The sequence below is a fragment of the Shewanella sediminis HAW-EB3 genome, assembly GCF_000018025.1.
GTDB lineage: Bacteria > Pseudomonadota > Gammaproteobacteria > Enterobacterales > Shewanellaceae > Shewanella > Shewanella sediminis.
Genome location: NC_009831.1, coordinates 4,971,018 through 4,997,412 on the forward strand (window position 1 = coordinate 4,971,018; position 26,395 = coordinate 4,997,412).

The following is a 26,395-nucleotide window of genomic DNA, read 5'->3' on the forward strand; positions in this document are numbered from 1 at the left end:
CTTCGGCCGGGGTGGGAGAAAAATAATATGAAACACACTCTGATCCCCTTTGCCCTCGCGCTCGCTGGCCTCTCTTTACTCAGCAGCCCAGCGAATGCCGCCAATCAACATAAAGATTATATTGAAGGCCCCTTCACCGAAGGGACTCAAGTGACCCAGCAATGTATCGAATGTCATGAAGATCATGCCAAAGACTTTATGAAGTCATCGCATTGGACCTGGGAACTGGAACAAGAACTTCCGGGTCGTACGGTGAAACGTGGTAAGAAAAACAGTATCAATAACTTCTGTGTTGCCATTTCCGGTAACGAACCCAGATGTACCGGTTGCCATGCCGGTTATGGCTGGAAAGACAATAACTTCGACTTTACCGACATGACCAAGGTCGATTGTCTGGTTTGTCACGACACCACTGGCACCTATGTTAAAGATCCCCTTCGTGCCGGGGAAGTATTCGCTAGCGTCAATCTTGAAAAAGTCGCTCAGAACGTCGGCGCCCCCGTGCGTGATAACTGCGGTAGCTGCCACTTCTACGGCGGCGGCGGCGATGGTGTCAAGCATGGCGATCTGGACTCATCTATGTCCTACCCTGACAAGGCCACCGATGTGCATATGGACACAGACGGCAACGATTTCCAGTGTCAGGCCTGTCACACGACCGAACAGCACCAGATCACGGGTAATGCCATGGGGGTATCACCCGGTGGTATCGACCATATCGGCTGTGAAAACTGCCACGATAGTGCGCCCCACAAGAACAAGCGCCTTAACACTCACACGGCAACGGTCGCCTGTCAGACCTGTCATATCCCGTTCTTCGCCAAAAATGAGCCAACCAAGGTAAGTTGGGATTGGTCAACTGCAGGCCAGGACAAGAAAGGCACTGTAGATGCAAACGGTAAGCATACCTACAAGAAGAAGAAGGGCAGCTTCGTCTGGGAGAAAATGATAACACCGTCTTATGCCTGGTTTAATGGCAAGGCCGATGCCTATATGCCCGGTGACAAGATGGATCCGACCAAGGTAACCAAGCTGGCCTACCCACTGGGTGATATCAAAGATCCCAAAGCGAAGATCTATCCCTTCAAGGTTCACACCGGCAAGCAGATCTACGACAAGAAGCTGAACATCTTTATCTCACCAAAGACATTCGGTGAAGGTGGTTACTGGAGTGAGTTTGACTGGGATCTCGCCGCTAAATTAGGTATGGAAGCCAATGCAACTATGGTTGATAAAGGACTCAAGTACAGTGGCGAACATGGCTTTGCCGCAACTGAGATGTGGTGGCGTATTAACCACATGGTCTCTCCTAAAGAGGAGTCGCTCAAGTGTAACGATTGCCATAAGAAAGGCACTCGCATGAACTGGCAAGCACTGGGCTATGAAGGCGACCCGATGAAGAACAAGAAAGGAGAGAAACACGCAAAATAGCTAAGCACAATCCAGCGTAATTAGGGTACTCATCCTCCCATGAGTACCCTATCGTCAGCCGACCAGCCCTGCAATAGGTCGGCTGACACCTCACCTCAATCACTAGACATTAGGCATTAGGCATTAGGCATTAGACATTTTTGGATAAAACATCCCTTACGTTCATGAAAATAGCCCAACTTGTCTCGACGCCTGTTCAAATAGGGGCGTATTACTCCCTAAGCTGCCGAAAACGACTTGAAATATTGGCATCTTATTTGCGATGTAAGCGTGTTCTTTTCCTACGGCAAGTTATATGACATGTAAAACCACATTTCTTAAAAAATGTGATCAATTTTCCGGTGAGTTCAGTGGCGCTTTCGCCGATCTGGGGACTTTCCTCCCGCTGGTACTGGGCCTGATTGCGCTCAACCATTTCTCGCCTCAGGGCATCTTTATGGGCTTTGGAGTCTTTGCCCTGTTTACCGCTTTTTACTACCGGCGGCCCATTCCCGTACAACCTATGAAGGTGATCGCCGCCTTGGTAATCGCTCAGGGGCTGACTCCGGGCATGCTACAGGCCAGTGGCATGATGATGGGCGTCATACTCCTGATCCTGGCATTTAGCGGTGCCATAAACTGGATGGCCAAACAGCTCTCTCCGGCGGTGAGCATAGGTATTCAGCTCGCTATCGGCATTCAGTTGATGTGGATGGGTGCGCAGATGATGAGCCAGACCTGGCTTCTGGGTCTTGGGGCATTTACCCTACTGTTCTGCAGTCGCTTCCTGCCGCTGCGCTATCTTGCCATGCCACTGGTCATTATCATTGGTATGTTATGGCAATATCACTCGGGCTCGCTCTTAACACCCGAGTCGGCCCTACTCTCCACCCAGGCCTCGATGCAGAGCACGATGCATAGTCAACAATGGAGCTTAAGCTGGCCAACACTATCTGAGTGGTCATCGGCCGCAGTATTGCTGGTCTTGCCTCAACTGGCACTCACCCTGACCAATGCCGTTATCGCGACATCGGCCATGGCGAAGGAGAAGTTTCCCGGCGACCGCGAGAAGTTCACCCCCAAACGGCTGGCCACCAGCTCGGGGCTGGCAAACCTGCTGCTGACCCCCTTCGGCGCGACAGCCATGTGCCACGGAGCTGGAGGCCTTGCGGTGCAACATCACTTCGGCGCTCGGGGCATATGGGCACCGGTCATATTCGGTAGCTCCTGTCTGCTTATCGCCTTCAGTTGGGGAGAGAATGTCGCCTGGTTATTGGGCTTGATCCCACTGGCTATCTTAGGCAGCCTGCTCTCCATCGCCGGCCTGCAACTGGCCTGGTCGAAGCGTCTGCTCGACGGCAAGCCTTTCTGTATCTTGGTTATCCTCTCCACCGCCGCAATCTGCTTGCTGCTCAATACGGCAGCAGGGTTAGCAGTAGGTGTAATTCTAGAGATGGGACGCCGACACTGGCGGATCTTCTCCGATTTGAAATCTTAAGTTAAGAGTCTCAGATTTAAAAGGTTAAAAATCTGCGGGGTTAACCTTTGGGGTTCATTCGTTTTCAACGAGGGGGCTTGAAGGCCTAACCGATAAGGCCTGCTTATCGTTTGAGTTGGTTTCATCTGACATGATGGGTGTTTGATTAAGTTACGACGACCGTAACTTTATAGCTTTAAACACCTACTCGGCGGGGGGATGTGCAAGTGCATCCTCTGTACGCTGTGAATATATCTGACCTCCATGGTCTTAAGCGTTCCCTACGCTTCAAAGACATTTCCCATATCCCTATGGGGCAGATAGTGGGAATGCCAAAAAGTGTACGGAACATTTTCGGTCCTATACGCTCTGCGGTTTCAAACAACTTCCCTGTTTAAGTGCCAGTTCGGCATCCATGCCTATCGCTTGAAAAGTTTCGCAAAGCGAAACCTCGCCCTGAAACCGAAGTCCTCGGCTGCACTTACACCGAGTTATTGCTCTCTTCGATTTGAGTGGTTCGGTAATAGCTAACACGATTTGAACAAGAGATAGTTAGGAAGTGACGGCCAACTTCAGAACTTTCGATTAAAGACCGTATCCCAAACCGAACTGTTAGCACTAAAGTTTATTCTGACCCCACAAACTTTACACCAATACTTGTCGTGTGTTCGCGATGAAGTGATGGATCTGGCTCTCTGTTTTCGAGTCAATCATCTCTTTTGGTCGACAACTATTTGGGCAAGGCATATTGGGTGTTGTGCCAAACACTCGGCAGATCAACGGTCGTTCCTCATACACTTCACAACCATTAGGTCCTAGGTGTACGCAGTTCCACTCAGCTAATGCGGCGTCATGTTCAGCGTTAGTTTTCACAGGCAGGCGCGATATTTCTTCCGAGGAAGTCGTTACCGGTCCGCAACAGTCGTGACAACCTGGCACACATTCGAACGTCGGAATACGTTCGCGCAGACGCGCGATTATCTCTCGGTTATTATTCATTCATATCTAATTCTGGTGCAGTTCGCGGCCATTATAGTTCTATACCTAATTCATTAGAAGTTGCCAATGCCTTTAAATTCCAACATGCAATAACTTCACAGTGTCGGCAAGGGACTCTCGTTTATAAGTAGGCAAGGGGGGAGTTGCTGTTGCTCCCCCTCTTGGTCGGGTGTGGACGGAACGTCCACGACTTACCTCGGCCTCAAGGCCGTAAAATCAAATAAAGTTAGAAATGGAAGACAAACTACGCTTCCACAGCTAATCCACTTTGCAGTAATGCAACTAGGCCAAGTGGTCAGCCGAATCTGGGTAATCAATATACCCTGCCGCCCCGCCACCAAATAGCGGGCCTTTATCGAAGGCGGCTAACGGTTTACCAGCCTGCAAACGATAGGGCAAGTCGGGGTTGGCGATAAACGCGCGGCCAAAGGCCACCAGGTCGGCATAGCCTTGGTCGATGATCTCACTGGCGCGCTCCACATCGTAACGGCCAGCGACGATAATTGTTCCCTTGAATACCTCTCTGAGCTCGATACGAAATGATTCAGGGATCTGCGGTGCATCATCCCAGTCCGCCTCAGACAGGTGCATATAGCCAATGCCGAGTTCGCCCAGTTGTTTAGCGGCCAACAGGATAGTCTCGACAATCTCGGGGCAGCCCATATCCTTGAATGTCACAAAGGGAGCCAGACGAACACCCACTTTATCGACTCCTATTTTGGCACTCACGGCCTCCACTATCTCTAGTAAAAAACGAATGCGCTTCTCGGGCGAGCCACCATAGGCATCGCTTCTGTGGTTCGAGTTAGTTCTCAAGAACTGGTCAATCAAGTAGCCGTTGCCACCATGGATCTCCACACCATCGAAGCCTACATCGATGGCGTTTTTCGCCGCCTGTGAAAAGTCTGCCACTACGCGGTCGATATCGGCCCGCGTCATCTCTCTTGGGATCGGGCAATCGACCATCTGACCTTCGGGATGTGTTCCATCTACCACCCACACTCGGGTATCTGTGGGTTTAATCGCCGATGGCGCTATCGGAGCTTGCCCTTGCTGAAATATCGGATGAGATACGCGGCCGACATGCCAGAGTTGGTTAACTATCTTTCCGCCCGCCTGATGTACCGCAGAGGTGACCTTCTGCCAGCCCGCTATCTGCGCCTGAGTATAGACTCCGGGGGTGAAGGAGTAACCCTGGCTGTCATCGGAGATCTGGGTAGCTTCGGTGATAATTAAGCCTGCCGATGCACGCTGGGCATAGTAAGTTGCCATCATCTCATTGGGAATATTTCCCGGCTGTGTGGTGCGTGAGCGAGTCATAGGTGCCATCACCATGCGGTTGTTTAACATCAGTTCTGACTTCTTATAAGGGGTAAAAAGGCTCATAACAGCTCCTCATGTGGGTTAAAGGTGGCAAACTTATGTTGGCCAAGTGTGTTCGATGTAATGAGTGTATTCTTGTTAACTACTTTTGATAATTAGGCTAATATTAAAATCATTTTCAAAAAATATTTGATATGTATCACCTCAAGGATCTTCAATTAGCCATACGTATCGCCGATCTACAAAGCGTGTCGGCGGCGGGTCGCGAACTCGGCATGACTCCGGCCGCGGCCAGTGCGGCTTTGCAGCGGCTGGAAAGAAAGCTCAATTGTCTGCTGTTTGCCCGCTCGACCAGAAAAATGAAACTCACCGAAGAGGGCCACCTGTTTATCGAAACCGGTCGTAAAGCACTTCAGCTACTCGACGGTGCGAGTAATGCCTTAGCCGATAATCGGGGTGAACTGAAAGGTGAGATCCGTATAGCTCTCCCCTCCGACTTAGGAAGAAATATCGCCAGGGAGTGGCTCGATGAGTTCGCGCACAGTGCGCCGGGGATAAAATTAAGCCTCTTTATTGGCGATCAGATGGCGGATCTTATCGACCAGAATGTTCACCTGGCCCTGCGCTACGGGCATCTGGAAGACTCAAACCTGATGAGGCGACAACTCGCCATGATGCCCCGTGTCGCGGTAGCCTCCCCGGAGTATATCGAACAACATGGTCTGCCCACTCACCCAAAAGAGCTCACCAACCACAAGATACTGCTCCTCAATCGCGGCGGTGAGCCCTGGCACAAGTGGTTATTTAACCATAAAGGTCGTCAATACGAAGTCGAGGTCAAAGGGGAGAGAAGTTGTAATGATGGTGCCATCATCAAAGACTGGGCGCTCGCAGGTGAAGGCATTGCCTATAAGAGCTGGTTTGATGTCGCCAAAGAGGTCCACGATGGTCAGTTAAGCGTGCTGTTTGGCGATCAACTGGCCGAAAGTATTCCATTGCAACTGGTCTATCTGCAAACGGATTACCCGAGCCACAAGGTCCGAACTGTCATCGACTTTCTCAAACAGAAATCACAAGCGTTTGAAGAGGCCTATCCTCTGTTAACTTAATCTGCAGTTAAATAGGTCTTTGCAGTAAGGATAAATGGCAAGCTTATTCTCAGGCTTAGCCATTCTCTGACTTAGCCACACAGTATCTCAGTCATACCGTGATGCTGTCACAGTGCATCTTCAGCCAGAATTCCTCCTGACAGCTGTTATAAAAGGTTTTCCTGAAAGGCTCGATCTCTTGCCCGGCAGAATCGAGCACTTCATAGCTAATCCAGCATTCTTCGCACTGCAATTCAGAGGGGGCACTGTCCCGCTCAATCTTATGTCGAATGACGACTCCGTTATCGTAGTGATAGGTGGCCTCATACTCACTCACCTCGATAACACCGCCGCCCCCCGCATCGACACCGGCATCTAAATAAGCATCTGATTTGGTTTCTTTATTGACGATATTGACATTGTTGACGAGCTCATCGGCAGATTCTTGGCTGTGAATGGCATTAATGTAGGTAAACAGAGTATTCATATTCTTCTTATTGTTATTTTTATAAATTAATGACAAGAGCAAAATGGAAATTCGGGCTAAAGAACATCGAAAAGCCTCTGGCAATCTAACCTAATTGAGTCCTCCGTTCTGTGAGCTCTCTCAAACCTCCCCCTAACCATTAAACCTAACAACAAGAAAAACAAAGAAAAAATCAAAGAGGAGAGATCGAGGGCTCGTGAACATTAGCAGTGTAGATGCAGCTGCGGACGTTGATGGCATGGATGCCATCGTCGAGCCTCCATGGAAGGATTTACGGCGTTTCGCAGAAGTAGCTGCACATTGGCCCACCGCAGGTGATAGACACCAATGAAGATTGGATCTTCAATGGACTAAACATACACCAACTCCCCCAACAAAAAGCCTCCCTCCATTGAGGCCTTAATGATCAATAGCTTTTGGCAACACTATCTTCACCGCACAGCCCTGTTGCCAGGGAAGCTCTTGTTCCTTGGCGAGCTCACTGCAATTTTGAATGGTGAACTGGCCATCATGCTGAGAGATCACATCTTTACAGATGGCTAACCCTAAGCCCAGACCGTCTCGTTTGGTAGAGCAGAATGATGCCATTAACTCATGGGCTGACTTCTGCAGCCCCGGGCCATTATCGAAAAATAGCACCTCTACTGAGTCGACCCGATAATTCACCCAGATACTCACTCTCTTGTCACCATCACTACTGTCTTTAACGTCCCCGCCGAAGGCGTCTAAACTATTTTTGATGATATTGGCAATCACCTGGCTCAAACCAACCTCATCGCCTTTGAGCTGAAAGGGGGTGCCGTGAGTGTTGATTTTCGCTTGCACTGAGTGCCGTTTAAACTCGGCGGAAAACAACACTAATGAGTTATTCATGACCTCATCGAAGTTAATCATCTCGGCCGATGTTTCTCGTCGTTTCAGTAACCCTCTGATCCGATGAACTACGGCGCCGGCTCGCAGGGATTGCGCATTGATTTTCGCTAATATTTCATAGGTTTCTGCGTCCGCCTTTCCCAGACTATTGAGATGCATCATGCCCCCTTCACTGTATTGAGTGATGGCCGCTATGGGTTGATTCAGCTCATGAGCGAGTCCGGAACCTATCTCCCCTAAAATTGCGGTACTCTGCAGGCGCTCCAGCTGCAGGGCCTTGTCCTGTAGCTGTCTCTCGGTATCGATAAGAAACTCACTCTTTTGCCTGAACTTGTACTCCAGCCAGAGGTGATAAACCGTCGAAATAAGGAAGAGTAACAGCAGCGCGCCTCCCCACTCCTTGTTTCTCTCCATCCATTTCAAGACAGTTTGATAGAGCGGCGGTGGCGGAGTTTTCAACTGTAACTCTTTAAAAAGTTTGATCACCTTGAGTTGGCTAACGGGGGCGGTCCATCCCATAGTTTTTGCGCTAATCGCGGCTTCGTCACCGGGCTCTAAGTCATACAGCGCCTGGGTTATTGCCCGTGTTATCTGAGTCGGCACCGTCTCGGCGGCGGCAAATGACCAATTGGGATAGAGTTGGGTACTGACCAGGCAGTCGTACCCTTTGGGCAAGGTGGGGTGAATAACCCGAAAGTCCTCTTTCTTTACCAGGCCACTGTCTATCATCTCTTCGAGGGTACAGAAAGGCGTGATCGCCGCCTCGACGGTTTTATCCCTTACCTGATAGACGATGGGTTCCAGTGGAAAACCTAAGAAACGCAGGTCGCCAAAGTATTGCTCCGGAGAGTAGCCCATCTTATGTAACAAGCCGACGGCAGCTTGATAGCCGCCCAGCGCCTGAGGACCGCTGGCTACGATACTCTTACCTCTGAGATCGTTAAGGGTATAGATATCACTGTCGGCACGAACAATAATCGTCGCGCCGATGGCAAACGTGGTGCCTTGATGCTTACGGCTCTTCATCGTCGCTAACCAGGAGAGGGGAAAGTTGCTGCTCAGGTTAAAATATTGGCCCGGGTTGGTGATCATAAACTGAATATCATGATTGAGCATCTGTTGGCTCATATCTTCAAAACCTAAAGGCACGACCTCGAAATTTGCTCCCGGTACTCTTTCGGACAGATAGTCCATCATAGGCTGCCAGCGCAGCTTGCCCTGCATAACACCATGGTTGGCCAGTACACCGACCCGCAAATGACGCTCAGGAAGACGCATGTCTGTGTTGAGCTGACTCGCCTCTTCATCGGAGTGAGCTAAGGCTGCATTTGATATAAGCATTACTATGATGAAGAGTACCGCAGGCATAACTCAATCCACTGAAACTGTTTTTATCGTACTAAGTTAGACGAACCCTTGTTAAAAAGCTGTGAGTGGAGACCGATTCATCACAGGTACTTGGTACTTATACGCCTATAAAAGTTGTTTTAGTGATCTGACTCATCATACCTATCTCAAACCCTTTGAGATCAAACGGACATCCGATTATTCTAATTTGAGATCCCAACGAATGAGCCCCGTATGCCGAACACACTGCCGCTTTATCTCGTCGATGATGATATCGCAATTTTAGACTCACTCAGCTTTATGCTCGGCCAGTTCGGCTATAACATCACGGCGTTTAATAATGGTGATGACTTTCTCAATACAGTCCCCTTAGAGCGGCCTGCTTGCGTCATACTCGATAGCCGAATGCCGGAGGTCAGCGGGCAGGAGGTCCAGCAAAAACTACTCGAAATAGACAGCCCACTGGGCATTATTTTTCTCACCGGGCATGGGGATATGCCCATGGCGGTCGATGCCTTTCGAAAGGGAGCCTGTGACTTTTTCCAAAAACCCGTTTCGGGAAAAGCCTTGAGTTGTGCAATCGACAAGGCGATGCTATACAGTCATAGAACCTTCGAGGCTCAGTCTCTCAAACGGAAATTGTCTACCCTATCGGAACGAGAGCAAGAGGTACTGAATCTGCTCACTAAAGGGATGACCAATAAGCAGATATCGGAGGCGCTATTCCTCTCTTTGAGGACCATAGAGGTTCACCGAGCTAAAGTGATGAAAAAGCTTGAGGTACACAACATGGCCGAACTGGCCAAATATTCACAGATGAGTTCCGCTGAAGATCTGGATGAGATCTTAGGCTCACTGAGCTAAACCTCCTGGCTAGCCTCTCTGCACTCAATTGTTCTGGGGCAGTTTGCCTGCGACACCTTGTCGCAGTTTGCACATAAACCTTTGTCAGCTATTGATTTTAACGGCACAATTCCAAACTGACACTTGTGCTTATTTACTCGACGATTCACTTCAGTTCCAGACGATTTCTTTCTCAGTCAACTGCCTAAGCGATGAGAGCAATTTATATATGAGTCGATTGAAGCCTGTCACCGGATATTAAAATTTAGGGAAACATCCACTGCACTACCCTCCCCGAGCGACTCCTCCGTCCCCCGGGGATTTTTTTCAACATAGCTCGGCTAATCTTTCACTCGCTTACGGAGCAGCATATCTTTGTCTGCGGCCTCAAGCTGGCTCTCAAAATCTGTGGTTAATTCAAGCCTTACATCGCCGATGGAAGCCGAGAAGAGAGGTAGGGTCAAATCATCGCCTTGGCGATTAAACCCATCAAGAATGCGATTGCGTATGGCATCCATATCATTGTCATCATCGATCACGACCAGGGCCACGAACTCATCCCCCCCCATTCGCCCAATCACATCGGACTGACGCACACACTCTTTCAATACCCGGGCAATATGTTTCAACACGAGATCGCCGACACTATGACCATGCTCATCGTTAATCAACTTAAAGTCATCGACATCGAGATAGAGTAAGCCCAGTTGACTCTCGGTACGCTTCGCCAGCTTTATTCGCTGCTCGGCCAGCACTAGAAAGCCTCGTCGGTTGTTGATCCCGCTTAACGAGTCGGTGATGGCCAACCTCTGCATCTGCTCATAGAGGCCCAACATAGCCAGATCGGCTTCGAGAATATCTTTTAGATGATGGATCAATTCAATGTAGGTATCTTTGTAGTCTGTCTCTTCATAATCCATCACACAAAATGTACCAAAGACCTCTCCACTTGGCCAAAAAACCGGAACGCCCAGGTAGGAGGTAAACCCATCATCGCGTACCTCAGGGTTGGTGTCCCAGCAGGGTTCGATCGTTGCGTTAGAGACATAGAGTTCTGTACGCGTCTCGACAATTCGACGGCAAAATATATTCGCATCGGGCTCAATAAGCCCTCCAGCCGGATAGGGGTTAGAGTCTTGTTCGCTGGCGATGGTAACTTGAAAGCCATTGGGGGTGTACTGCACCAGAAATCCGGCCGGCGCATCGAAAAGTTTGGCTAGTAGGTTAATCGTTTTTTGCCATTTCTCGATAGAGATAAGATCGTGTGGGGTATCCAGTAAAAAACGTTCTGTTTCAAACCCTGCATTTTTTGTCATCAAGTACTCCTATGGCAAATAATGTACAACAGATACATCTTATAACAGATCAACCAAAACTCTTAACTTTTAACCTATAGGCCATATATTCCGGGTTGTTGAAGGGGTCGTTGCCGACATATTGCCCTTGTTTGCATTAAGAGTTACATTCAGTTTTTTGATCTTTAAGCCCTATGATCAACCGCAGGCTTCTTCAGCAGTTTTCGCTGCAGCGTTCTTCTGTGCATGCCCAGTTAATGAACGCGCGGTTGCCGACAGCTTTTCCTCGTTGGCCCCCAATAAGATTAAGCCCTATGGTCAACAGCAGGCTTCTTAAGCAGTTTTCGCTGCAATGTTCTTCTATGCATGCCCAGCTGACGAGCGGTTGCCGAGACATTGCCCTTGTTCGCATTCAACACCTGCTGAATATGCTCCCACTCGACGCGTTTAGGGTTCAGTGGCACCTCATCTACACTCTTAACATCCATGTCGACAGGGGCAGTATCCAGTGCTCTGAGCAGGGTTTGTGTATCGACCGGCTTCGCCAGATAGTTATCGGCGCCCATCCTGATGGCTTCCACGGCGGTGGCAATACTGGCGTAACCGGTCAATAGCACCATAGTGACATCAGGCAAACTCTTACGTAGCGGCTCAATCAAGGACAAACCGTTGTCTTCGTCTAATTTCATATCCAACAGAATATGGCTGGGTTGAAACTGCCTCGCAAGCAGCAAGCCTTGTGTCACATCATGGGCTTGCTGACACTCGAATCCCTGACGCGTTAAGCGTCTCGCCAATACCCCGGCCAGAGCCAGATCGTCTTCGATGATCAACAGCTTTTTCGACTTAGATAGCGAGCAGGCTTGTGGCTTAGTTTTTGACTTAGCTTGTGAATTAGTTAGTGACATAGTTTTAGCTTCCCTCCACAGGTAAGGTCACTTCTGCGACGGCACCACCATCCACATGTGTACCCAAAATCAATTTCCCGCCTAAACGCTCAAAACTGGCATGACTAAGCATCAATGCTATTCCCATCCCCGTTGGACTGTCCACCAGCTTATGCCCCAACTGAGACAGCAGACGCTTAGGGATCCCGACACCGTAATCACGCACCCGAAGGCGAATACAGGGATAAAAATCATCGAAACTTATCTCTATTTTGACTCTCTGCTCCTGCAGGTGTTCATTGCTGGCACGAGCCGCATTTTCGACTAAAGAGAGCAGTGCCGGTAACAAGCTGGTATCGGTTTGCACTAAGGTGTGACTGGCCTCCTCATCCAACTCCAGCTCTAGTTTTAATTGAGGCATAAGCAGTGTGACCTGCTGCCTTAACATAGCGATAAGTTCACCCACCTCAACCTCTACCCGTTTATGCTCGCGAATCGATTCGGTCGCACACCTGAGCTCAGTCAGAGTCTGTTCACAGCGAAACAGGGCGGTATCCATCTCTTTGACCGCAGGCGAGTTATGTCCTAACTCTTCCTCTACCTCCTCGACCAACAGGCGTAAGCTGGACAGCGGAGTGGCCAGCTGATGCGCCATCTGAGCCGAGGCGGTGCCTAACGCCAACAGCTTTTCCTGCCGTAACTGAGCTTCACGCATATAGGCCAGTTCAGAGTCTTGCCGCCTCATCCGTTTGGAGATAAACGCGACACTGGTGGTCAGCACCAGTGAGGAGATGACGAAGTTAAACCACATGCCTAAGTAGTGTGAGCTCATATCCATGCCGTGGTGTTGCATCTGTTCCTGGGGGACAAAGTAGAGCATCAGGCTATAGGCAAATGTCGAGATAAGGGTCAGAGACCAGGGTGCCCAACGGGGGAGTATCACTGCCGCAATCGCGATAGGCAGCAGTAACAACGAGATAAACGCATTGGTGGCCCCGCCGGTAAAATAGAGCCAGGTGATCCAAAATGCGGTATCCAGCAGCAGCGCGATAAACAGACCCGAGTCTTTCGATTGTAGCGGGTGGCGTATCGAGAAGGTGACCCCGAGGTAGATGGTTTCAAGCAGCAGGGCATAATTAAGTGCCGGACTATACAGGGAGAGCCCGAAGGTTTCCGCCGCGGTAAATGTCAGTCCGAGCTTGAGCAATAGACTTAAGATACGCAAGAAAGCCAGCTGATCCGACGCTCTCAAGTTGGGAAGCAAACTGTGGGGCATACGTTAGGTCTCTGTGTCAGTTATCGATAAAAATCCTGGGAGCCGATGAGCTCACCTTACCCAGCATCCAATGGATCTCATACCGACTTTGTTCACCGGCATTAAATACTTCCTCATAAAGTGATAAATCTCTGTCTCTCAGCTGATGAACCTTACAGCCCGACTCGCATACCCAGGCCGTTCCGCCGGTCTGAAGTAAATTAACACTCACCATGGCCTCACCTGACTCCTTAATGTAAGCGCCCATATTCTTCGAAGCTGAGTCCCATGAGTTACCATGCTTAATTTTATTATGACGATTCCCGGTTAACGCAATAATCAAATTATCTTCTGAAATACTCTCAACAATCTTTTCAGACATAATGAGATCTCTCTGCTCACCCTCGGAATCAAAAAACAGAACATCCAGGGTATCCGTCTTAACTAACTCGTTAAGTTTCATAAGCAAGTCATACATGGCGAGGCTCGTCTTACCATCATGTTGGGTCCTCCATACTTCGGAGTTTTCAATACTGGACTCGAGGTGCTTCGCATCTCCATCCATTACTACCTGCCCCTCTGAGAGCTCGATTCCAACCACGAGTCGCCTCTTTTGATTTTTTACCGCATTACAGATTATCTGATAAAACTTTTCCGGAGATTCACGGGTTCCATGGTACTCCCCAACCAAAATAATATTATTTTTACTGTCCTTGATAACACTCTCTATTTGAGAGGGAAGTGCATCGCAAGCGTATAGGTTAACTGGTGAGCCTATAGCGGCTGCAAAAATCAGTAATAACACTCTTTTTACGGAAATCATTCCTTAAACTCCATTTCAATGAATTTTGCTCCAATCCAATTGGATACTATAGCGATTAAGCTTTTCAAACCATAGTGACTTGTTTAGTCTGTGAGCTATCCGGGATGGTTAATAAAAGAGATAAATATGCCAGAGGCGCAACTACCACTTGTCATAGCGGGGCCCACACTTCGCCACTGCGACTCAGATAACTTTACCCTATGGTATGTCAGTAGTGAGCCTATGAATGAGTTATCGCTGACTCTGGCTCTGAAGCACCACAGCGAAACATCAGCACTCGTCTTTAAAGAGTCACTGAGCACCAATCAGGTGCACGCCCTCAGACTTGGAGAGCATGCCTGGCAATATATTATCCATATCAACCGGGCTCAGCTTCTGCCAGCCAATGAGGCGATAAGTTACCGACTCGACGACAGTCTACACGGGGCCATCTTTACCGGGATAGAAGCGCTCAATTACCCGGAAAATGCCACACCTGAATTTGTCATCAAACCTGACATAGATACTATGCTACACGGGTCGTGCCGTAATGCTCACCACCATAGCGGCGATGCCTTAGTGGCCGCCGACACCAGGCTACAGCAGAACCTGAGTGTAGAGGCCAGACCCGCACTCATGATGCTCAGCGGCGATCAGGTCTATGTCGATGATGTCGCCGGCCCGATGATCTACGCCATCGGCGAAGTCATAAAACTACTGGGGTTACCGCAGGAGAAATTTGACCATGCAGCCCTGCCGGGGAGTGAGTCGATAAGCTACCATCCCGCGGCGCTCTACCGCAGGCATAAGAACTTACTTCCCAGAACCCAGTACCCGGCTAAGACCCCTATTACTCATTGGTATAAGAACCACCCCATATTTACCTCTTCCATCGCCGAAAATCATCTGGTCAGTCTGGGGGAAGTTATTGCGTTCTACCTGCTCAGTTGGTCACCCGAGCTATGGGAAAAGGTCGATATTCCCAAAGAGGTGGTGGGTTTATCGGCGGCGAACACTAAACGATGGGAGCGGGAGTGGATACATCTGCTGGAGTTTAAGTCCGGCCTGGCTCAGGTCAGGCGGCTTATGGCTCATCTGCCAACCTATATGATCTTCGATGATCACGATATTACCGATGACTGGAATCTCACCGCTAAATGGGAGGAGGCAGCCTATGGCCATGCCTTCTCTAAACGCATTATAGGTAATGCGCTGATTGGTTATGCCATTTTTCAGGGAATAGGCAATGCCCCCGCCAAATTTACGCCTGAAATAGCTCCCCTGCTGAATGACTTTTTTACAGTGCAAGATGAAACAAAACATGACCAGCTGATCGATACCTTGCTCAGATTCGAACACTGGCACTACACCCTGAACACCTCCCCTAAACTGGTGGTGCTCGATACCCGCACCAATCGCTGGCGTAGCGAGTCTAACCTTGCCAAACCCTCAGGCCTGATGGACTGGGAGGCCTTGATGGAGCTTCAACAGGAGTTGGTCGGTCAGAGTAAGGTCATCATCGTCTCGGCGGCTCCCATGTTTGGCGTGAAACTGATAGAGACAATGCAGAGAGCCGCTACTATGCTGGGGGGCTCCCTGTTGATCGATGCCGAAAACTGGATGGCTCATCCGGGAACGGCCAATACTTTGCTGAGTATCTTTCAACACAGAAAGACCCCGGAGCAGTTTGTCATCCTCTCAGGCGATGTGCACTACTCCTTCAGCTACGATATTCATATTCGCTTCAGAAAAGGCGGCCCGCAGATCTACCAGATCACCTGCAGCGGTATTAAGAATCAGTTTCCGGAAAAGTTACTGCCCATTTTCGATAAACTCAATGGCTGGCTTTATGGCCACTTCTCGCCGCTAAACTTCTTCACCAAGCGTAAGCGGATGAATATTCGTGGTCGTCGCCCCAATGGCGAACGCAGCAGGCGATTAGTGAACAGGAGTGGTATCGGTCTGGTCAGATTCGGGCCCAACGGTGCCCCCACTCAAATCAGCGTACTCCATGCGGATATGACAGAGACACACTTCAACAAACCGAGTAGAAAGCACCGGGACTCTCAAGTACAAGCTGAGGAGTCGAGCCGATAAACTGCGACAAAGAGCGTTAAACCAGAGCGCTTAATTTACCGGTTGCTGTGATGGCTTACCTTCTATGACTCAACATCATCTAAGCCATCATTTAAGCCATCACACTCGATATCAAATTCGATGCCCGTCACCGGGTCCTTGAACTTAAGCCTTTTCGCGAGCAACTTTAACGGCCGCTCGTAGTCATCGGCAGACTTCGGCTGAAGCACGGGGTAACACCTATCGTTGAGTATCGACATCCCCAGACTCTGCATATGCACTCTGAGTTGATGTGTACGCCCGGTTATCGGTGACAACTTGAACACGCCGATTTCCCCTCGCATCTCGATAAGAGTGATCTCAGAGTGGGTATTGGCCTCCCCCTCTACCACTTTCATGGTGAAACTGGGCTCCCCCTTTACCATACGGTTTTTTACCGTCCAATGAACAGGAAGAGTTAACTCTCCGGTTCTATGTTGTTCCAGCAGCTCAGGCGTTAATTTCGCTAAGGCCTGATACTCCTTGCGGATCTCACCATGCTTAAACAGCTCATGGTATTGCTGACGGTGCTCGGGATAAAGACAGAGCAGCACCAGACCCGCCGTCGCCCTATCGAGTCGATGGGCCGGCACTATGGTCTCTATTCCGTTTTTAATCCGTAATCGGTTAACTAAACACTCATTGATCACATTGCCGCTGGGGTGAAGCGCTAAGAAGTGAGGCTTAAAGGCGATAATTATCTGCCCATCCCGGTACAAGACCTCTTCATCGAAGGGGATAACGGCTTCGGCCTCAACCTCTCGATAGTAATACACACGGGCTCTGGGTCTGAAGGGGGTATCGAGTTCGATGAGTGCACCATCTTGCCAATGCACCTTGCCATCTAAAATACGAGCTCGCCACACCTGTGGCTCAATCTGTGGGAAGCGCTCAATCAGAAAGCTAAACACACTGGGTTTATCGGTAACATTTTCAGGAAGCACTACATAGGAGGCTTGGGTTGCACGGACAGTAGAGGGCATAAAATCATTCAGACAGGAGACACGGACCCATTTTAACAGATCGGCAAGAAGATTTTAGTCCACATGAGACTTAATCAGATCGAGCACAAAATCCATGGTTTTATGGCAGTTAGGTTGATTCATCAACACCTGCTTGTCTTTGTTGTAGAGAGGCAGTACTTCCAACCAACGTTGACTAACCCAGGATGCATCCTCGAGGTGGATGTTGGCATATAAGCCACTCAGCTCGGGATTAACCTCATAAAACTGCTCTAATGCGGCACTGATCAATTCAAACTCACCTCTTATCGGCTCCTGATCCCAGTTACTGGAGCGAAGCGTTCTCGCAATCCAGGTACCATCCTTGCGTTTAGCCGCAGATAAGATTTTTACCCTCTGTTTTCCTTCGAGTACTATGCTAAGAGAATTATCCTGGAGCTGATTAAAATCTATAATTTCACATTGAGTAGCATTGGGGTAGCAAGGGGGGAGGCCATTAGCCTTGAACATACCGAATGCCAGGGGATACTTTCCTTTCAGCACATCGGCCACGACATGCAGGTAGCAAGGGTCGACCACTCTGATCTCAATCCTTCCATCGGGCAAAAGCAAGGCATCACGTGTGATTAACGCCATCTCCTGTGTTTGCATAGTATCCCCCGTCGGTAACCGCCGATGAGCTGCTGGCAAGACCATGAAAAAGATCTGTAAGGCAATAATATTAAAGTGTAGCAGTTGCAGAATTTACTGCTCAGGCTCGATATGGCTACACAATATTAGACAGGTTAAAGTGGGGATTTGTTTCAAATAGTCGTCATGGCCATCACACCCGGCTACAAGTATTCAAGGCGTTCCATGATAGTCTCTCTCGTTATCACATCGGCCAACTCCTCGGCTAAAACCCCACTCATAACGACAGACTCCTGCCAATATCGTATCCTCTCATCACTCTCCATGCGCTTAAAATCACCCCGGTCGGGTAATTTTCCGTGAGGAAGAGAGGCGAGGTACTCTTGGGTTGGTGCGATGATCAGCGCGTTATGATAATTTTTCTTTGCCTTGCGCCAAGGTAGAGACTTATCGAACCAACCTGGGGTAAGGCTGGGATAAAAGTGCGGATAGAGGGTCAACCCCTCGGCGTGGGACAGTGGCAAGTCGAAATGGTAATCGGTGATCCCACCATCATAGTAATGCCCCTTAGGCGCCCCGGAAATATCCGTCACCGGCGCTAAGACCCAAGGAATGGATCCGGTTGCCAACAGGACTCGCGCGATATTTTTTTCCGTCAGACTCACTTGCTGGCTCGGAAGATCGTCGAGCCGATTAAAGGGAGACCCCCTGTCTTGTGCACTGAAAACGAAGCGCTCAAAGTGCAAGCCTAAGCTTTTACGGCTCACCAGATTCGTTGCCGCAGTTGTCGCCAACCCAACACCCAATGAGAGTCGACCCGGCAGGCGATTAAGGTGTCTGCCCCGGCAGGCAAGCAGGTGCGTCTTAATCACCTTGTTACAGACAATATCTTGCCCGGCAGCTTGACCTAAAAGGCCGGTAATAATGCCTTCGACCTGCTCTGAAACCTGTGCAGGTGTTGGCTTCACATCATAACGCTGGCCAATATAGAGTTGCTCTAATCGGTCATAGGCCGCCAGCGGTTCATCCTGACCCAGGCAAGCTAACCGCCATGCCCCCGAAGATGCACCCAGAGTATGCAGAGGTGTCTTGCGCTCTTTAAAAAACTCTCCAAACAGGTATCTGTCCAGCCCGGCAATACCTATCCACTTGGGACCACCCGATGCAGCCAGGAGTTGAGTAAATAACTCAGGCTTCAGACCATTTTCTGCGATCTGTTTGTATGCTGTCGGTCCGGCAAGAAAACGTAAAGCTGGCAAGTTAATGACCCCTATTTGAAAGAAAAAGAACAAAAGTTAACTTTTTAAAATAACACCTATACTATAGCCTTACCAAAGGACAGTCTTGATAAGGAATATCAAAGATGGAAAATACCCACATTCGCCCCTTCAGAAAGCTGAGTTTCTTCATCGCTTTCATTTCAACCAGTTATATCTTGTTTATTATGAAAATAAGCGTTTTTGACTCAGGTTGGGATCTGCTGGTACCCCTGCTGTTTATCTGTACTTGTGTCTGGTGGATCTATTTTATCTGGCAGCAAAAAATAGCGTTTACCCATGACTCAGTCGAATTTTGTAAGCTCTCAATGGAAAGTGACTGGGGACCCGCCAAGGACCTTATCGTCAAGTATGATGAGATTAACTCTGTACGCCTACTCGGGGACCAACTGTTTATCCATGCTACAAAAGGGAAGATTAGCTTTCCTCTCAAACCAAAATCTAAGATCACTCAACAGTTAAAAACCGCCTTCGAGCAACACAATATTCCTTTTGAGATCAAATCCTGTCTGAACTCCTGAGCGACACGATTGCAAGCCCTTAATACTCTTATACCGATTGGTATTAAGCAAAACAGGGCTTGTTCGAAACAGCATGAGCGCTACACTCATGCCATAAGCAGCCAATAAATCTGAGCACACTATGATTGTCGATACTTTAAGTAATTTAGACCTTTACTCACACATCAGCCCGAGAATAGCTGCGGCTTTAACCCACTTGGCTGAGACAGACTTCACCCGCCTCGAGGTTGGAAGCTACGAACTCGATGGCAAGAACCTATTCGTTATCGTCAATGATTATGAAACTAAGCCTAAGGAAGTGGAGCCTTTTGAGGTACATGAGCACTATATCGATGTCCAGTATGTGGTTAGCGGTGAAGAGGAGTTTGGCTTTCTGCCATTAGGCTCTCAGATCCCCTCGATGCCGTATAACCCAGAGCACGACTATGCCGAATTCGACTATGAAGCCAACAAGAGAGAGGCGGCGTTTATCCCCTTGAAAGCCGGGATGTTTGCGATATTTTTCCCTGATGATATGCACATGCCTGGGACAAGTTCGACTCCGAATAAAGTCCGTAAAGTCGTCATCAAGGTGAAGGCTTAATACTAAATTTGTCATTCATTCGATCTATAAAGGACCCAAAGATGAAACGTGCCATCTTACTCGCAGGTTTAATCACGGCAACGAGTGCACAGGCGGAGATTGTCCCCGACGCACTTCAGGATATTAAGGCGGTGCAGTTCAACAGTGCCAACGTCATAACCTCCGGACTCCCAAACGAAGCCCAATTTGAAACCTTGCAGCAAGCCGGTGTCGATCTCGTCATCAACCTGATCCCCGATGGCAACTCAAGCGGCCATGGGGATGAAGCCAGCCTGGTTGAGGCGGCGGGTATGATATATGAGTCCATCTCAGTCGATTGGAAAAAGCCAAGCATAGAAGATGTTGAGCAATTTTTCTCAATAATGAACACGAATAGAGATAAAGACATCTTGGTCCACTGCGCCGCCAACTATCGTGCATCGGCTTTCTATTACCTCTATCAAGCCACTCAGCTCAAACAAGACAGCGAACAACAGAAACAGTTAACCCTTACCCCATGGGGCGATCTGGAATCCAGCTTGAAAGAGTACCCACAATGGCAAGTCCTGATAGAGCAAGTTAAGGCGAAATACCAATAGCCCCAGTTCGCAACTGTATCGCTTATACAATTGAGGGGGGAGCAGCTCTTTGCCCCTCAATACTCATCATTCCATGATTTTCACAACTAAAATGTTATCACCTTGCTAACAAGTATTTCGGTTTTACATTTTATGAGATATTTTCAGGCAACAGATCCTACCACCAGAAAGCTTCTGCCCCAGTTATCTAAGCTATAAAAAACATTATATACAGCATGTAAACTTACCGACACTCTTGATATTTTTTCAGTTCTCACCCCACATATTTATGTGATACAGCTCAATTGAACAAGCTGATAACACTGCACATAATACACTCAATTCATGTCCGGGAATCGAACTTGAAGTTCGAGGCCACTATCTCTTATGTGAATGATATGACTCTCAAAGAGGACTCTTTGCGCCATATCCGATTACCCCCTGTGATTAACCACCTCAGGTATATATTGATTAACCCAATAAAATTAGGAGTGAAAGAAGGATGAAACCCTATTTAAGTATCACCCTGCTATGCGCATTTATGGGAATGAGCACCCAGGCTATGGCCTACGATACCCAGCTGGCACAGAGTTATCAGCAGCAGTTTAGTCAGGCAAAAGGAGCCAGTGCAGGTAAGGCTATAGGTCTGATTAGTGCAGAAGCATTTGTTAAGCAGTTACAGTCGAATAAAGCCATGCTAGCCGTGGATATTCGTACTCCACAAGAGCGTCAGATCTTTGGTCTCGCTATGGAGAATAAATTAAATATCGGTATCGATGAGTTGTTTACGCCAGAGAATTTAGCGCAACTCCCCAAAGATAAGCCTGTCGTTTTGGTATGTAAATCGGGTGCCAGAGCGATGGCAGCCGGAACGGCGTTACGCCACCTAGGCTACGACAACGTGAAAATCTTGAAGGGCGGTTACGGTAAATTGACTAAGTATGTAGGCCCTAAGATCGCTAAATAACCCCGTATTTTAACCCCAATCCATACACACTTAGTCAGGAGGTTATCAAACCACAAAGAACCCTAAATATCTTCACCATCTCTGCATTTGGCAGCCTGGCTTGGCTGCCGTTTTTTCTCAAACTATAACGATACCAAGATGACTATTCGCTCATCATCGAAACCCAAGCCACCATTAACCACTGAGTACTAGGCACATTGGCCATTATCCTGAGTCTTATCGATAACCTCTAAGGTGGTATGTTCAATATTAAACTCTGTCGCTAAACACTGTTTAACGAGCTGCAATGCGGCTTCCGATTGACTCTTATCGACGAGAATTAGGTTGGCGGTAAACATGTAACGCTTATCGGAAATTTCCCACACATGAACATGCTCTATCGATTCGATAGGCTCAAGTTTACAAATTTCGGTTTTTATTTTATCGATATCTATCTCTTCAGGCGTGGCTTCCATCAAGATCAAAATCGCCTTACGTAGCAAAATCGCGCCATGATAGATCACATAGACAGAGATGATTGCGGTAGTGATGAGGTCGACCACATACCACTGGAAGTAGATGATCAAGATACCCGCGATGATAACGGCCACCGAGGCCATGGCATCTGAGACATTATGGATAAATGCGGCGCGAATATTGAGATTGTCTTTAGCACCGGAGGAGTAAGTTAACAGTGCCGTGGCGATATCGATGATCAGGGCGATGCCTGCAACGGCAAAGACAATCCAACCGTCTACCGGCTGCGGGTTAAAATAGCGGTTGATAGATTCGGCAATCAGATAGATACCGACGGCAATCAAGGAGACACTGTTGATTAATGTGCCAATAATTTCCGCTCGTTTATAACCAAATGTCATGCGGCTACTGGCAGGTTTATTACCTATACGACGTGCGATAACGGCAATGATGATAGCGCCGGCATCACTGAAGTTGTGCAGGGCATCGGCTAAGAGAGATAGGCTCCCCGCCATAATACCTCCGACAATCTGAAACAGAGTCAGAATGACGTTAATAATAATGGCGATATATAACTTTTTACTATTAGATTCAAAATCATGAGCGTGGGCATGTGCCATGCTTAACTCCTTCTGAAAAAGCGGAGCGACCCTGCTCCGCGTACTAAATTAACCAGCGTTTGACATAGCGACACCCATTTGAATGGTTAGACATACCAACAGGAAATTCCGGCATTGGTTAACGTGCCCGAGCCCGAAACTCCCTGTCTTTCAAATAATTGTAGCAGCCAAATCTATTATACCGACCGGTAATACTGGCAGACCGTAACAAAGGGGGTCATATACCCAAGCTACTTCAAAATGCTGAATCCTGCATTTCGAGGTCGTTTGGGTATAGTGAGCAGGGCGACAGACTAATGCACCCTACTCCCCCCTCTTCCCTGATATAAAACGAAAACTAAATCAAAGGTTAAGGCTAATCTAACGCCTCAAGCTCTCTGCTCACACCGGTTACATCCTTACCCTGATATAACCAACGATATAAGGTCGGTAGTACCAACAGAGTCAGGGCTGTCGAGCTAAACAGGCCGCCTATGATCACAACTGCCAAAGGCTGCTGGATCTCACTTCCCACTCCGGTCGAGATAAGGATAGGAATAAGTCCGAGCGCCGAGGTCAATGCCGTCATCAATACCGGGCGCAATCGTCCTACCGTTCCCTCATAAACAGAATCATAGAGGCTCTCTCCACCGCCATTAGCACCAGAGGCGTCATCTAATGCCGACTGTCGACGCTGATTGATGGAGTCCACCAGCACCACACCATTCAATACCGCGACACCAAATAGGGTGATAAAACCGATTGAACTTGGAACCGACAGGTAGGTACCACTGATGAACAGCGCCACTACGCCACCAATCAAGGCTAAAGGCACATTGGCCATGATCAGACCGACCTGCTTAATAGAACCAAACGAGAAATAGAGTAACAGCGCGATTAAGCCAATTGAGATAGGCACAACCAACATCAGTTTTTGCTGAGCACGCTGCTGATTCTCATATTGACCACCAACCACTACGGTATAGCCCGCAGGCAGCTTCGCCTCTGGAATAATGGCGTAGATATCGTTAACCACAGAGCCCATATCGCGGCCCGATACGTTCGCCTGAACCACCACGCGACGTTGAACATCGTCACGTCTGATATTCGGTGGAGCCATCTCAACTTCGACACTGGCCACCTCGCCTAAACGCACGGTAGCACCGTTAACGCCACTGAGGATCAGATCTCTGAGCGCATCGGGCGCATTTCGATACTCTTCGGCGAGTCGCACGTTGATGTCATATCTGGCATTACCATCTATCACCTGACCGGCACTTACACCGCCGATCCCCTGACTAACCAGGCTCATCACTTCATCGACACTGATTCCGTAGCGGGCAAGCAGATCGCGCTTTGGACGAACCACTAACTGAGCTTCACCACTCACCTGCTCCAGTGACACATCGACCGCACCCGGGATGGTTGATACCAACTCGGTTAGCCTCTCACCACTTTGTGACAATACATCCAGATCAGGCCCGAAGATTTTAATCGCCAGCTGCGCCTTTACGCCGGATAACAGCTCATCGACTCGCGTCGCGATAGGTTGAGAGAAGGTAAACAGAAGACCCGGATAGACACTGAGTTTGGCTTCCATCAGCTTCTGCAGTTCAACCCGACTCGATGCTGACTGCCACTGCTCGACAGGCTTCAGACCGATATAGATCTCGATATTATTCACAGGCTCAGGATCGCCCCCAAGCTCTGCCGCACCGATTCGACTCAGCGCATACTCGACCTCAGGGAACTCCAGCAACATCTTTTCCAGCTTAGGCGCCACATCGAGGGAGGTGCCCAGACTGGCGGTCGGTGCTAAGGTGACCCTCAGGTTAATCGTGCCCTCTTCGAGCTCGGGAACAAACTCGGTTCCCAATTGAGGCAACAACGACATACTCAGCACAAACAGGGTAAGCGCGGTGATCACTACAGTCTTAGGCCTTGCCATGGTTGCCGTTAGCAGGCGGCGATACCCTTTCTCGATAGGCTTTAATACCGCACTATCTCTGAGTGTGATACCGCGCTTAAAGAGGAAAACGGCTAAGGCTGGTACTGCAACCAAGGCCACGGCCAGGGCCGAGAGCATGGCTAAGATAATACTCACTGCCATAGGCTGGAATAGCTTACCTTCGACCCCTTCCAGTGCAAACAATGGCGCAAATACCACTATGATAATCGCCGTAGCAAAGAAGATAGGGCTACAGACTTCTTTAGCCGCCAACATGACTCGCATGGCGATACCGTGCTGATCTTCATCTACATGGTGAGGATCGACCTCGCCATCGGCGCGCTCGCGCGCGGCGCCTAAATGACGTCTATCGGGCTGGGTCAGATGCTTAAAGATATTCTCAACCATCACCACCGAGCCATCGACCAACATACCGATGGCAACCGCCAGACCGCCGAGCGACATCAGGTTAGCCGACATGCCGAAATAGGACATCACCATCAAAGCTAAGCAGATAGATACCGGTATAGAAAGCAGCACCAGCATGGTGGCACGGATGTTTACCAAAAACAGCGCCAGGATAACCACAATAAACACGAAGGCCATCAAGAGCGCATCGCGTACCGTAGTCACCGCCTGCTCAACGAGATCGGCTTGATCGTAGAAGACCTCAAACGTCACACCATCGGGTAGTGCCTGTTCAACTAATGAGGTTCTGGCATTGATATCATCGATAGTCGCCTTAGTGTTTGCCCCCATACGCTTTAAGATAACGCCTGCTACGACTTCGCCAAGCACCTGTGGCGTACCGGCTTCATCCCTGCGTGTCATGGTCACAGCGCCCACTCTTATCTCACTGCCGTAATCAACCTTGGCGATATCGCCAACCCGGATCGGGGTACCCGCAAATTCGGTTAGCGGGATCAAAGCTATCGCCTTCAGTCCCTCATCGCCGGAAGGCAGCAAGCCGTAGCCACGAACAACCAACTGCTCCTGACCCTGGTCCATAAACCAACCACCGGCATTACGGTTATTACTCTCCAGTGCCGTGGTGACCTGCTCCATCGACAAACCAAAGCTCAGCAACTTGTTAGGATCGATCTGCACCTGATACTGGCGCACGTCACCACCAAATGAGAGTACATCGGTGACACCACCCACAGGCATCATGATGAGCTTAACCAGATAATCATTCAGGCTACGAAGCTCGGCAGCATCGATACCTGAGCCGGGTGCGGCCCGCAGGATATACTGATATATCTGGCCCAGTCCGGAGGTATTGGGGCCAATTTCCGGCACACCGATACCGTCGGGGATCATCTCTCTTGCCGCTTGCAACTGCTCAAACACCTGCTGACGAGCGAAGTAGATATCGGTCCCTTCGGCGAACACTACGGTCACCAGAGAAAGCCCGGTACGGGAGAGCGAACGCACCTCAGTTACCGCAGGAAGCGCGTACATGGCCGATTCGACCGGATAACTGATCAGTTTTTCAACTTCTTCGGCCGCCAGGCCTTCGGCTTCGGTATTAACCGTAACCTGCACATTGGTCACATCCGGAAAGGCATCCAGATTTAATTTGGGTAACATGGCCACACTGGCGATCGCAACCGCGATCAATGCCAACACCACCAACAGACGGTTACGGATCGCAACCTCAATAAGTCTCTGTAACATACGAGAACCTCTTTTCT

Annotated in this window: 22 protein-coding genes and 1 pseudogene; 9 read left to right on the forward strand and 14 right to left on the reverse strand. The window is 49.1% G+C overall.

Annotated features, from left to right (window positions below; all coding sequences use genetic code 11):
• Positions 1 to 27 precede the first annotated feature (27 nt).
• Together SSED_RS21165 and SSED_RS21170 are read left to right on the forward strand one after the other, a co-directional pair.
• Positions 28 to 1,431 carry a tetrathionate reductase family octaheme c-type cytochrome gene (locus tag SSED_RS21165; protein ID WP_012144394.1) on the forward strand — a complete coding sequence of 468 codons (1,404 nt, stop codon included), beginning with the start codon at positions 28 to 30 and terminating at the stop codon, positions 1,429 to 1,431.
• Positions 1,432 to 1,726: 295 nt separating this feature from the next.
• Positions 1,727 to 2,908: a putative sulfate/molybdate transporter gene (locus SSED_RS21170; protein ID WP_012144395.1), complete on the forward strand. Its 1,182-nt coding sequence runs from the start codon at positions 1,727 to 1,729 to the stop codon at positions 2,906 to 2,908.
• Between the two features lie 624 nt (positions 2,909 to 3,532).
• Here SSED_RS21170 and SSED_RS24220 read toward each other — a convergent pair.
• Entirely contained in the window at positions 3,533 to 3,886 is a 354-nt protein-coding gene (locus SSED_RS24220; protein WP_012144396.1) for a YkgJ family cysteine cluster protein, read from the reverse strand.
• A 282-nt stretch (positions 3,887 to 4,168) separates the two neighbouring features.
• The gene (locus tag SSED_RS21175) at positions 4,169 to 5,272 is read right to left on the reverse strand and encodes an alkene reductase (RefSeq protein ID WP_012144397.1); all 1,104 of its coding nucleotides are present in this window, start codon (positions 5,270 to 5,272) and stop codon (positions 4,169 to 4,171) included.
• Positions 5,273 to 5,403: 131 nt separating this feature from the next.
• Between SSED_RS21175 and SSED_RS21180 the strand changes: the two genes are divergently transcribed.
• Positions 5,404 to 6,318, forward strand: coding sequence for a LysR family transcriptional regulator (locus SSED_RS21180; protein WP_012144398.1), 915 nt, complete (start codon positions 5,404 to 5,406; stop codon positions 6,316 to 6,318).
• Positions 6,319 to 6,409: 91 nt separating this feature from the next.
• On the opposite strand, the gene SSED_RS21185 is transcribed toward SSED_RS21180, so the two are convergent.
• Together SSED_RS21185 and SSED_RS21190 are read right to left on the reverse strand one after the other, a co-directional pair.
• Complete coding sequence (locus tag SSED_RS21185; RefSeq protein WP_041421843.1) at positions 6,410 to 6,784, reverse strand: hypothetical protein; 375 nt, start codon at positions 6,782 to 6,784, stop codon at positions 6,410 to 6,412.
• 399 nt (positions 6,785 to 7,183) lie between these two features.
• Complete coding sequence (locus SSED_RS21190; RefSeq protein ID WP_012144400.1) at positions 7,184 to 9,025, reverse strand: sensor histidine kinase; 1,842 nt, start codon at positions 9,023 to 9,025, stop codon at positions 7,184 to 7,186.
• A gap of 213 nt (positions 9,026 to 9,238) precedes the next feature.
• On the opposite strand from SSED_RS21190, the gene SSED_RS21195 reads away from it, so the two are divergent.
• Positions 9,239 to 9,868: a response regulator transcription factor gene (locus tag SSED_RS21195; protein ID WP_012144401.1), complete on the forward strand. Its 630-nt coding sequence runs from the start codon at positions 9,239 to 9,241 to the stop codon at positions 9,866 to 9,868.
• Between the two features lie 320 nt (positions 9,869 to 10,188).
• On the opposite strand, the gene SSED_RS21200 is transcribed toward SSED_RS21195, so the two are convergent.
• The 5 genes and pseudogenes from SSED_RS21200 to SSED_RS21215 all read right to left on the reverse strand — a co-directional run bounded on the left by SSED_RS21200 (position 10,189) and on the right by SSED_RS21215 (position 14,107).
• Positions 10,189 to 11,163, reverse strand: coding sequence for a sensor domain-containing diguanylate cyclase (locus SSED_RS21200; RefSeq protein WP_012144402.1), 975 nt, complete (start codon positions 11,161 to 11,163; stop codon positions 10,189 to 10,191).
• A 164-nt stretch (positions 11,164 to 11,327) separates the two neighbouring features.
• Positions 11,328 to 11,427: pseudogene (locus SSED_RS25220) on the reverse strand (response regulator transcription factor); the annotation flags it as partial.
• 20 nt (positions 11,428 to 11,447) lie between these two features.
• Positions 11,448 to 12,050, reverse strand: coding sequence for a response regulator transcription factor (locus SSED_RS21205; RefSeq protein ID WP_012144403.1), 603 nt, complete (start codon positions 12,048 to 12,050; stop codon positions 11,448 to 11,450).
• 4 nt (positions 12,051 to 12,054) lie between these two features.
• Complete coding sequence (locus tag SSED_RS21210; protein ID WP_012144404.1) at positions 12,055 to 13,305, reverse strand: sensor histidine kinase; 1,251 nt, start codon at positions 13,303 to 13,305, stop codon at positions 12,055 to 12,057.
• A 16-nt stretch (positions 13,306 to 13,321) separates the two neighbouring features.
• Positions 13,322 to 14,107, reverse strand: a complete 786-nt coding sequence (locus SSED_RS21215) for a hypothetical protein (RefSeq protein WP_012144405.1) — start codon at positions 14,105 to 14,107, stop codon at positions 13,322 to 13,324.
• A gap of 126 nt (positions 14,108 to 14,233) precedes the next feature.
• On the opposite strand from SSED_RS21215, the gene SSED_RS21220 reads away from it, so the two are divergent.
• Positions 14,234 to 16,183 carry an alkaline phosphatase D family protein gene (locus tag SSED_RS21220; protein WP_049772139.1) on the forward strand — a complete coding sequence of 650 codons (1,950 nt, stop codon included), beginning with the start codon at positions 14,234 to 14,236 and terminating at the stop codon, positions 16,181 to 16,183.
• A 62-nt stretch (positions 16,184 to 16,245) separates the two neighbouring features.
• Here SSED_RS21220 and SSED_RS21225 read toward each other — a convergent pair whose 3' ends face one another.
• The 3 genes from SSED_RS21225 to SSED_RS21235 all read right to left on the reverse strand — a co-directional run bounded on the left by SSED_RS21225 (position 16,246) and on the right by SSED_RS21235 (position 19,052).
• Entirely contained in the window at positions 16,246 to 17,184 is a 939-nt protein-coding gene (locus tag SSED_RS21225) for a pseudouridine synthase (RefSeq protein WP_012144407.1), read from the reverse strand.
• A gap of 54 nt (positions 17,185 to 17,238) precedes the next feature.
• Positions 17,239 to 17,814: an LON peptidase substrate-binding domain-containing protein gene (locus SSED_RS21230; RefSeq protein ID WP_012144408.1), complete on the reverse strand. Its 576-nt coding sequence runs from the start codon at positions 17,812 to 17,814 to the stop codon at positions 17,239 to 17,241.
• Positions 17,815 to 17,996: 182 nt separating this feature from the next.
• Positions 17,997 to 19,052 carry a patatin-like phospholipase domain-containing protein gene (locus SSED_RS21235; RefSeq protein ID WP_012144409.1) on the reverse strand — a complete coding sequence of 352 codons (1,056 nt, stop codon included), beginning with the start codon at positions 19,050 to 19,052 and terminating at the stop codon, positions 17,997 to 17,999.
• Between the two features lie 104 nt (positions 19,053 to 19,156).
• Between SSED_RS21235 and SSED_RS21240 the strand changes: the two genes are divergently transcribed.
• From SSED_RS21240 to SSED_RS21255, 4 genes are all read left to right on the forward strand, one after another.
• Entirely contained in the window at positions 19,157 to 19,591 is a 435-nt protein-coding gene (locus SSED_RS21240; protein WP_012144410.1) for a hypothetical protein, read from the forward strand.
• 121 nt (positions 19,592 to 19,712) lie between these two features.
• Entirely contained in the window at positions 19,713 to 20,174 is a 462-nt protein-coding gene (locus tag SSED_RS21245; RefSeq protein ID WP_012144411.1) for a NanQ anomerase/TabA/YiaL family protein, read from the forward strand.
• A 41-nt stretch (positions 20,175 to 20,215) separates the two neighbouring features.
• Complete coding sequence (locus SSED_RS21250) at positions 20,216 to 20,752, forward strand: protein tyrosine phosphatase family protein (RefSeq protein WP_012144412.1); 537 nt, start codon at positions 20,216 to 20,218, stop codon at positions 20,750 to 20,752.
• Between the two features lie 481 nt (positions 20,753 to 21,233).
• Positions 21,234 to 21,698: a rhodanese-like domain-containing protein gene (locus SSED_RS21255; protein ID WP_012144413.1), complete on the forward strand. Its 465-nt coding sequence runs from the start codon at positions 21,234 to 21,236 to the stop codon at positions 21,696 to 21,698.
• A 188-nt stretch (positions 21,699 to 21,886) separates the two neighbouring features.
• On the opposite strand, the gene SSED_RS21260 is transcribed toward SSED_RS21255, so the two are convergent.
• Both SSED_RS21260 and SSED_RS21265 read right to left on the reverse strand, forming a co-directional pair.
• Positions 21,887 to 22,774, reverse strand: coding sequence for a cation diffusion facilitator family transporter (locus SSED_RS21260; protein ID WP_012144414.1), 888 nt, complete (start codon positions 22,772 to 22,774; stop codon positions 21,887 to 21,889).
• A gap of 355 nt (positions 22,775 to 23,129) precedes the next feature.
• A complete protein-coding gene (locus SSED_RS21265) occupies positions 23,130 to 26,378 on the reverse strand; it encodes an efflux RND transporter permease subunit (RefSeq protein WP_012144415.1) in 3,249 nt (1,082 codons plus the stop codon).
• Positions 26,379 to 26,395 lie beyond the last annotated feature (17 nt).

Coding starts and splice junctions, on each gene's coding strand:
- SSED_RS21190 (WP_012144400.1), bottom strand. CDS start 9,025: ATGCCTGCGGTACTCTTCATCATAGTAATGCTTATATCAAATGCAGCC.
- SSED_RS21170 (WP_012144395.1), top strand. CDS start 1,727: ATGACATGTAAAACCACATTTCTTAAAAAATGTGATCAATTTTCCGGT.
- SSED_RS21210 (WP_012144404.1), bottom strand. CDS start 13,305: ATGCCCCACAGTTTGCTTCCCAACTTGAGAGCGTCGGATCAGCTGGCT.
- SSED_RS21230 (WP_012144408.1), bottom strand. CDS start 17,814: ATGCAAACACAGGAGATGGCGTTAATCACACGTGATGCCTTGCTTTTG.
- SSED_RS21255 (WP_012144413.1), top strand. CDS start 21,234: ATGAAACCCTATTTAAGTATCACCCTGCTATGCGCATTTATGGGAATG.
- SSED_RS21200 (WP_012144402.1), bottom strand. CDS start 11,163: ATGACAAAAAATGCAGGGTTTGAAACAGAACGTTTTTTACTGGATACC.
- SSED_RS21245 (WP_012144411.1), top strand. CDS start 19,713: ATGATTGTCGATACTTTAAGTAATTTAGACCTTTACTCACACATCAGC.
- SSED_RS21175 (WP_012144397.1), bottom strand. CDS start 5,272: ATGAGCCTTTTTACCCCTTATAAGAAGTCAGAACTGATGTTAAACAAC.
- SSED_RS21260 (WP_012144414.1), bottom strand. CDS start 22,774: ATGGCACATGCCCACGCTCATGATTTTGAATCTAATAGTAAAAAGTTA.
- SSED_RS24220 (WP_012144396.1), bottom strand. CDS start 3,886: ATGAATAATAACCGAGAGATAATCGCGCGTCTGCGCGAACGTATTCCG.
- SSED_RS21215 (WP_012144405.1), bottom strand. CDS start 14,107: ATGATTTCCGTAAAAAGAGTGTTATTACTGATTTTTGCAGCCGCTATA.
- SSED_RS21265 (WP_012144415.1), bottom strand. CDS start 26,378: ATGTTACAGAGACTTATTGAGGTTGCGATCCGTAACCGTCTGTTGGTG.
- SSED_RS21205 (WP_012144403.1), bottom strand. CDS start 12,050: ATGTCACTAACTAATTCACAAGCTAAGTCAAAAACTAAGCCACAAGCC.
- SSED_RS21250 (WP_012144412.1), top strand. CDS start 20,216: ATGAAACGTGCCATCTTACTCGCAGGTTTAATCACGGCAACGAGTGCA.
- SSED_RS21180 (WP_012144398.1), top strand. CDS start 5,404: ATGTATCACCTCAAGGATCTTCAATTAGCCATACGTATCGCCGATCTA.
- SSED_RS21165 (WP_012144394.1), top strand. CDS start 28: ATGAAACACACTCTGATCCCCTTTGCCCTCGCGCTCGCTGGCCTCTCT.
- SSED_RS21220 (WP_049772139.1), top strand. CDS start 14,234: ATGCCAGAGGCGCAACTACCACTTGTCATAGCGGGGCCCACACTTCGC.
- SSED_RS21185 (WP_041421843.1), bottom strand. CDS start 6,784: ATGAATACTCTGTTTACCTACATTAATGCCATTCACAGCCAAGAATCT.
- SSED_RS21225 (WP_012144407.1), bottom strand. CDS start 17,184: ATGCCCTCTACTGTCCGTGCAACCCAAGCCTCCTATGTAGTGCTTCCT.
- SSED_RS21240 (WP_012144410.1), top strand. CDS start 19,157: ATGGAAAATACCCACATTCGCCCCTTCAGAAAGCTGAGTTTCTTCATC.
- SSED_RS21195 (WP_012144401.1), top strand. CDS start 9,239: ATGCCGAACACACTGCCGCTTTATCTCGTCGATGATGATATCGCAATT.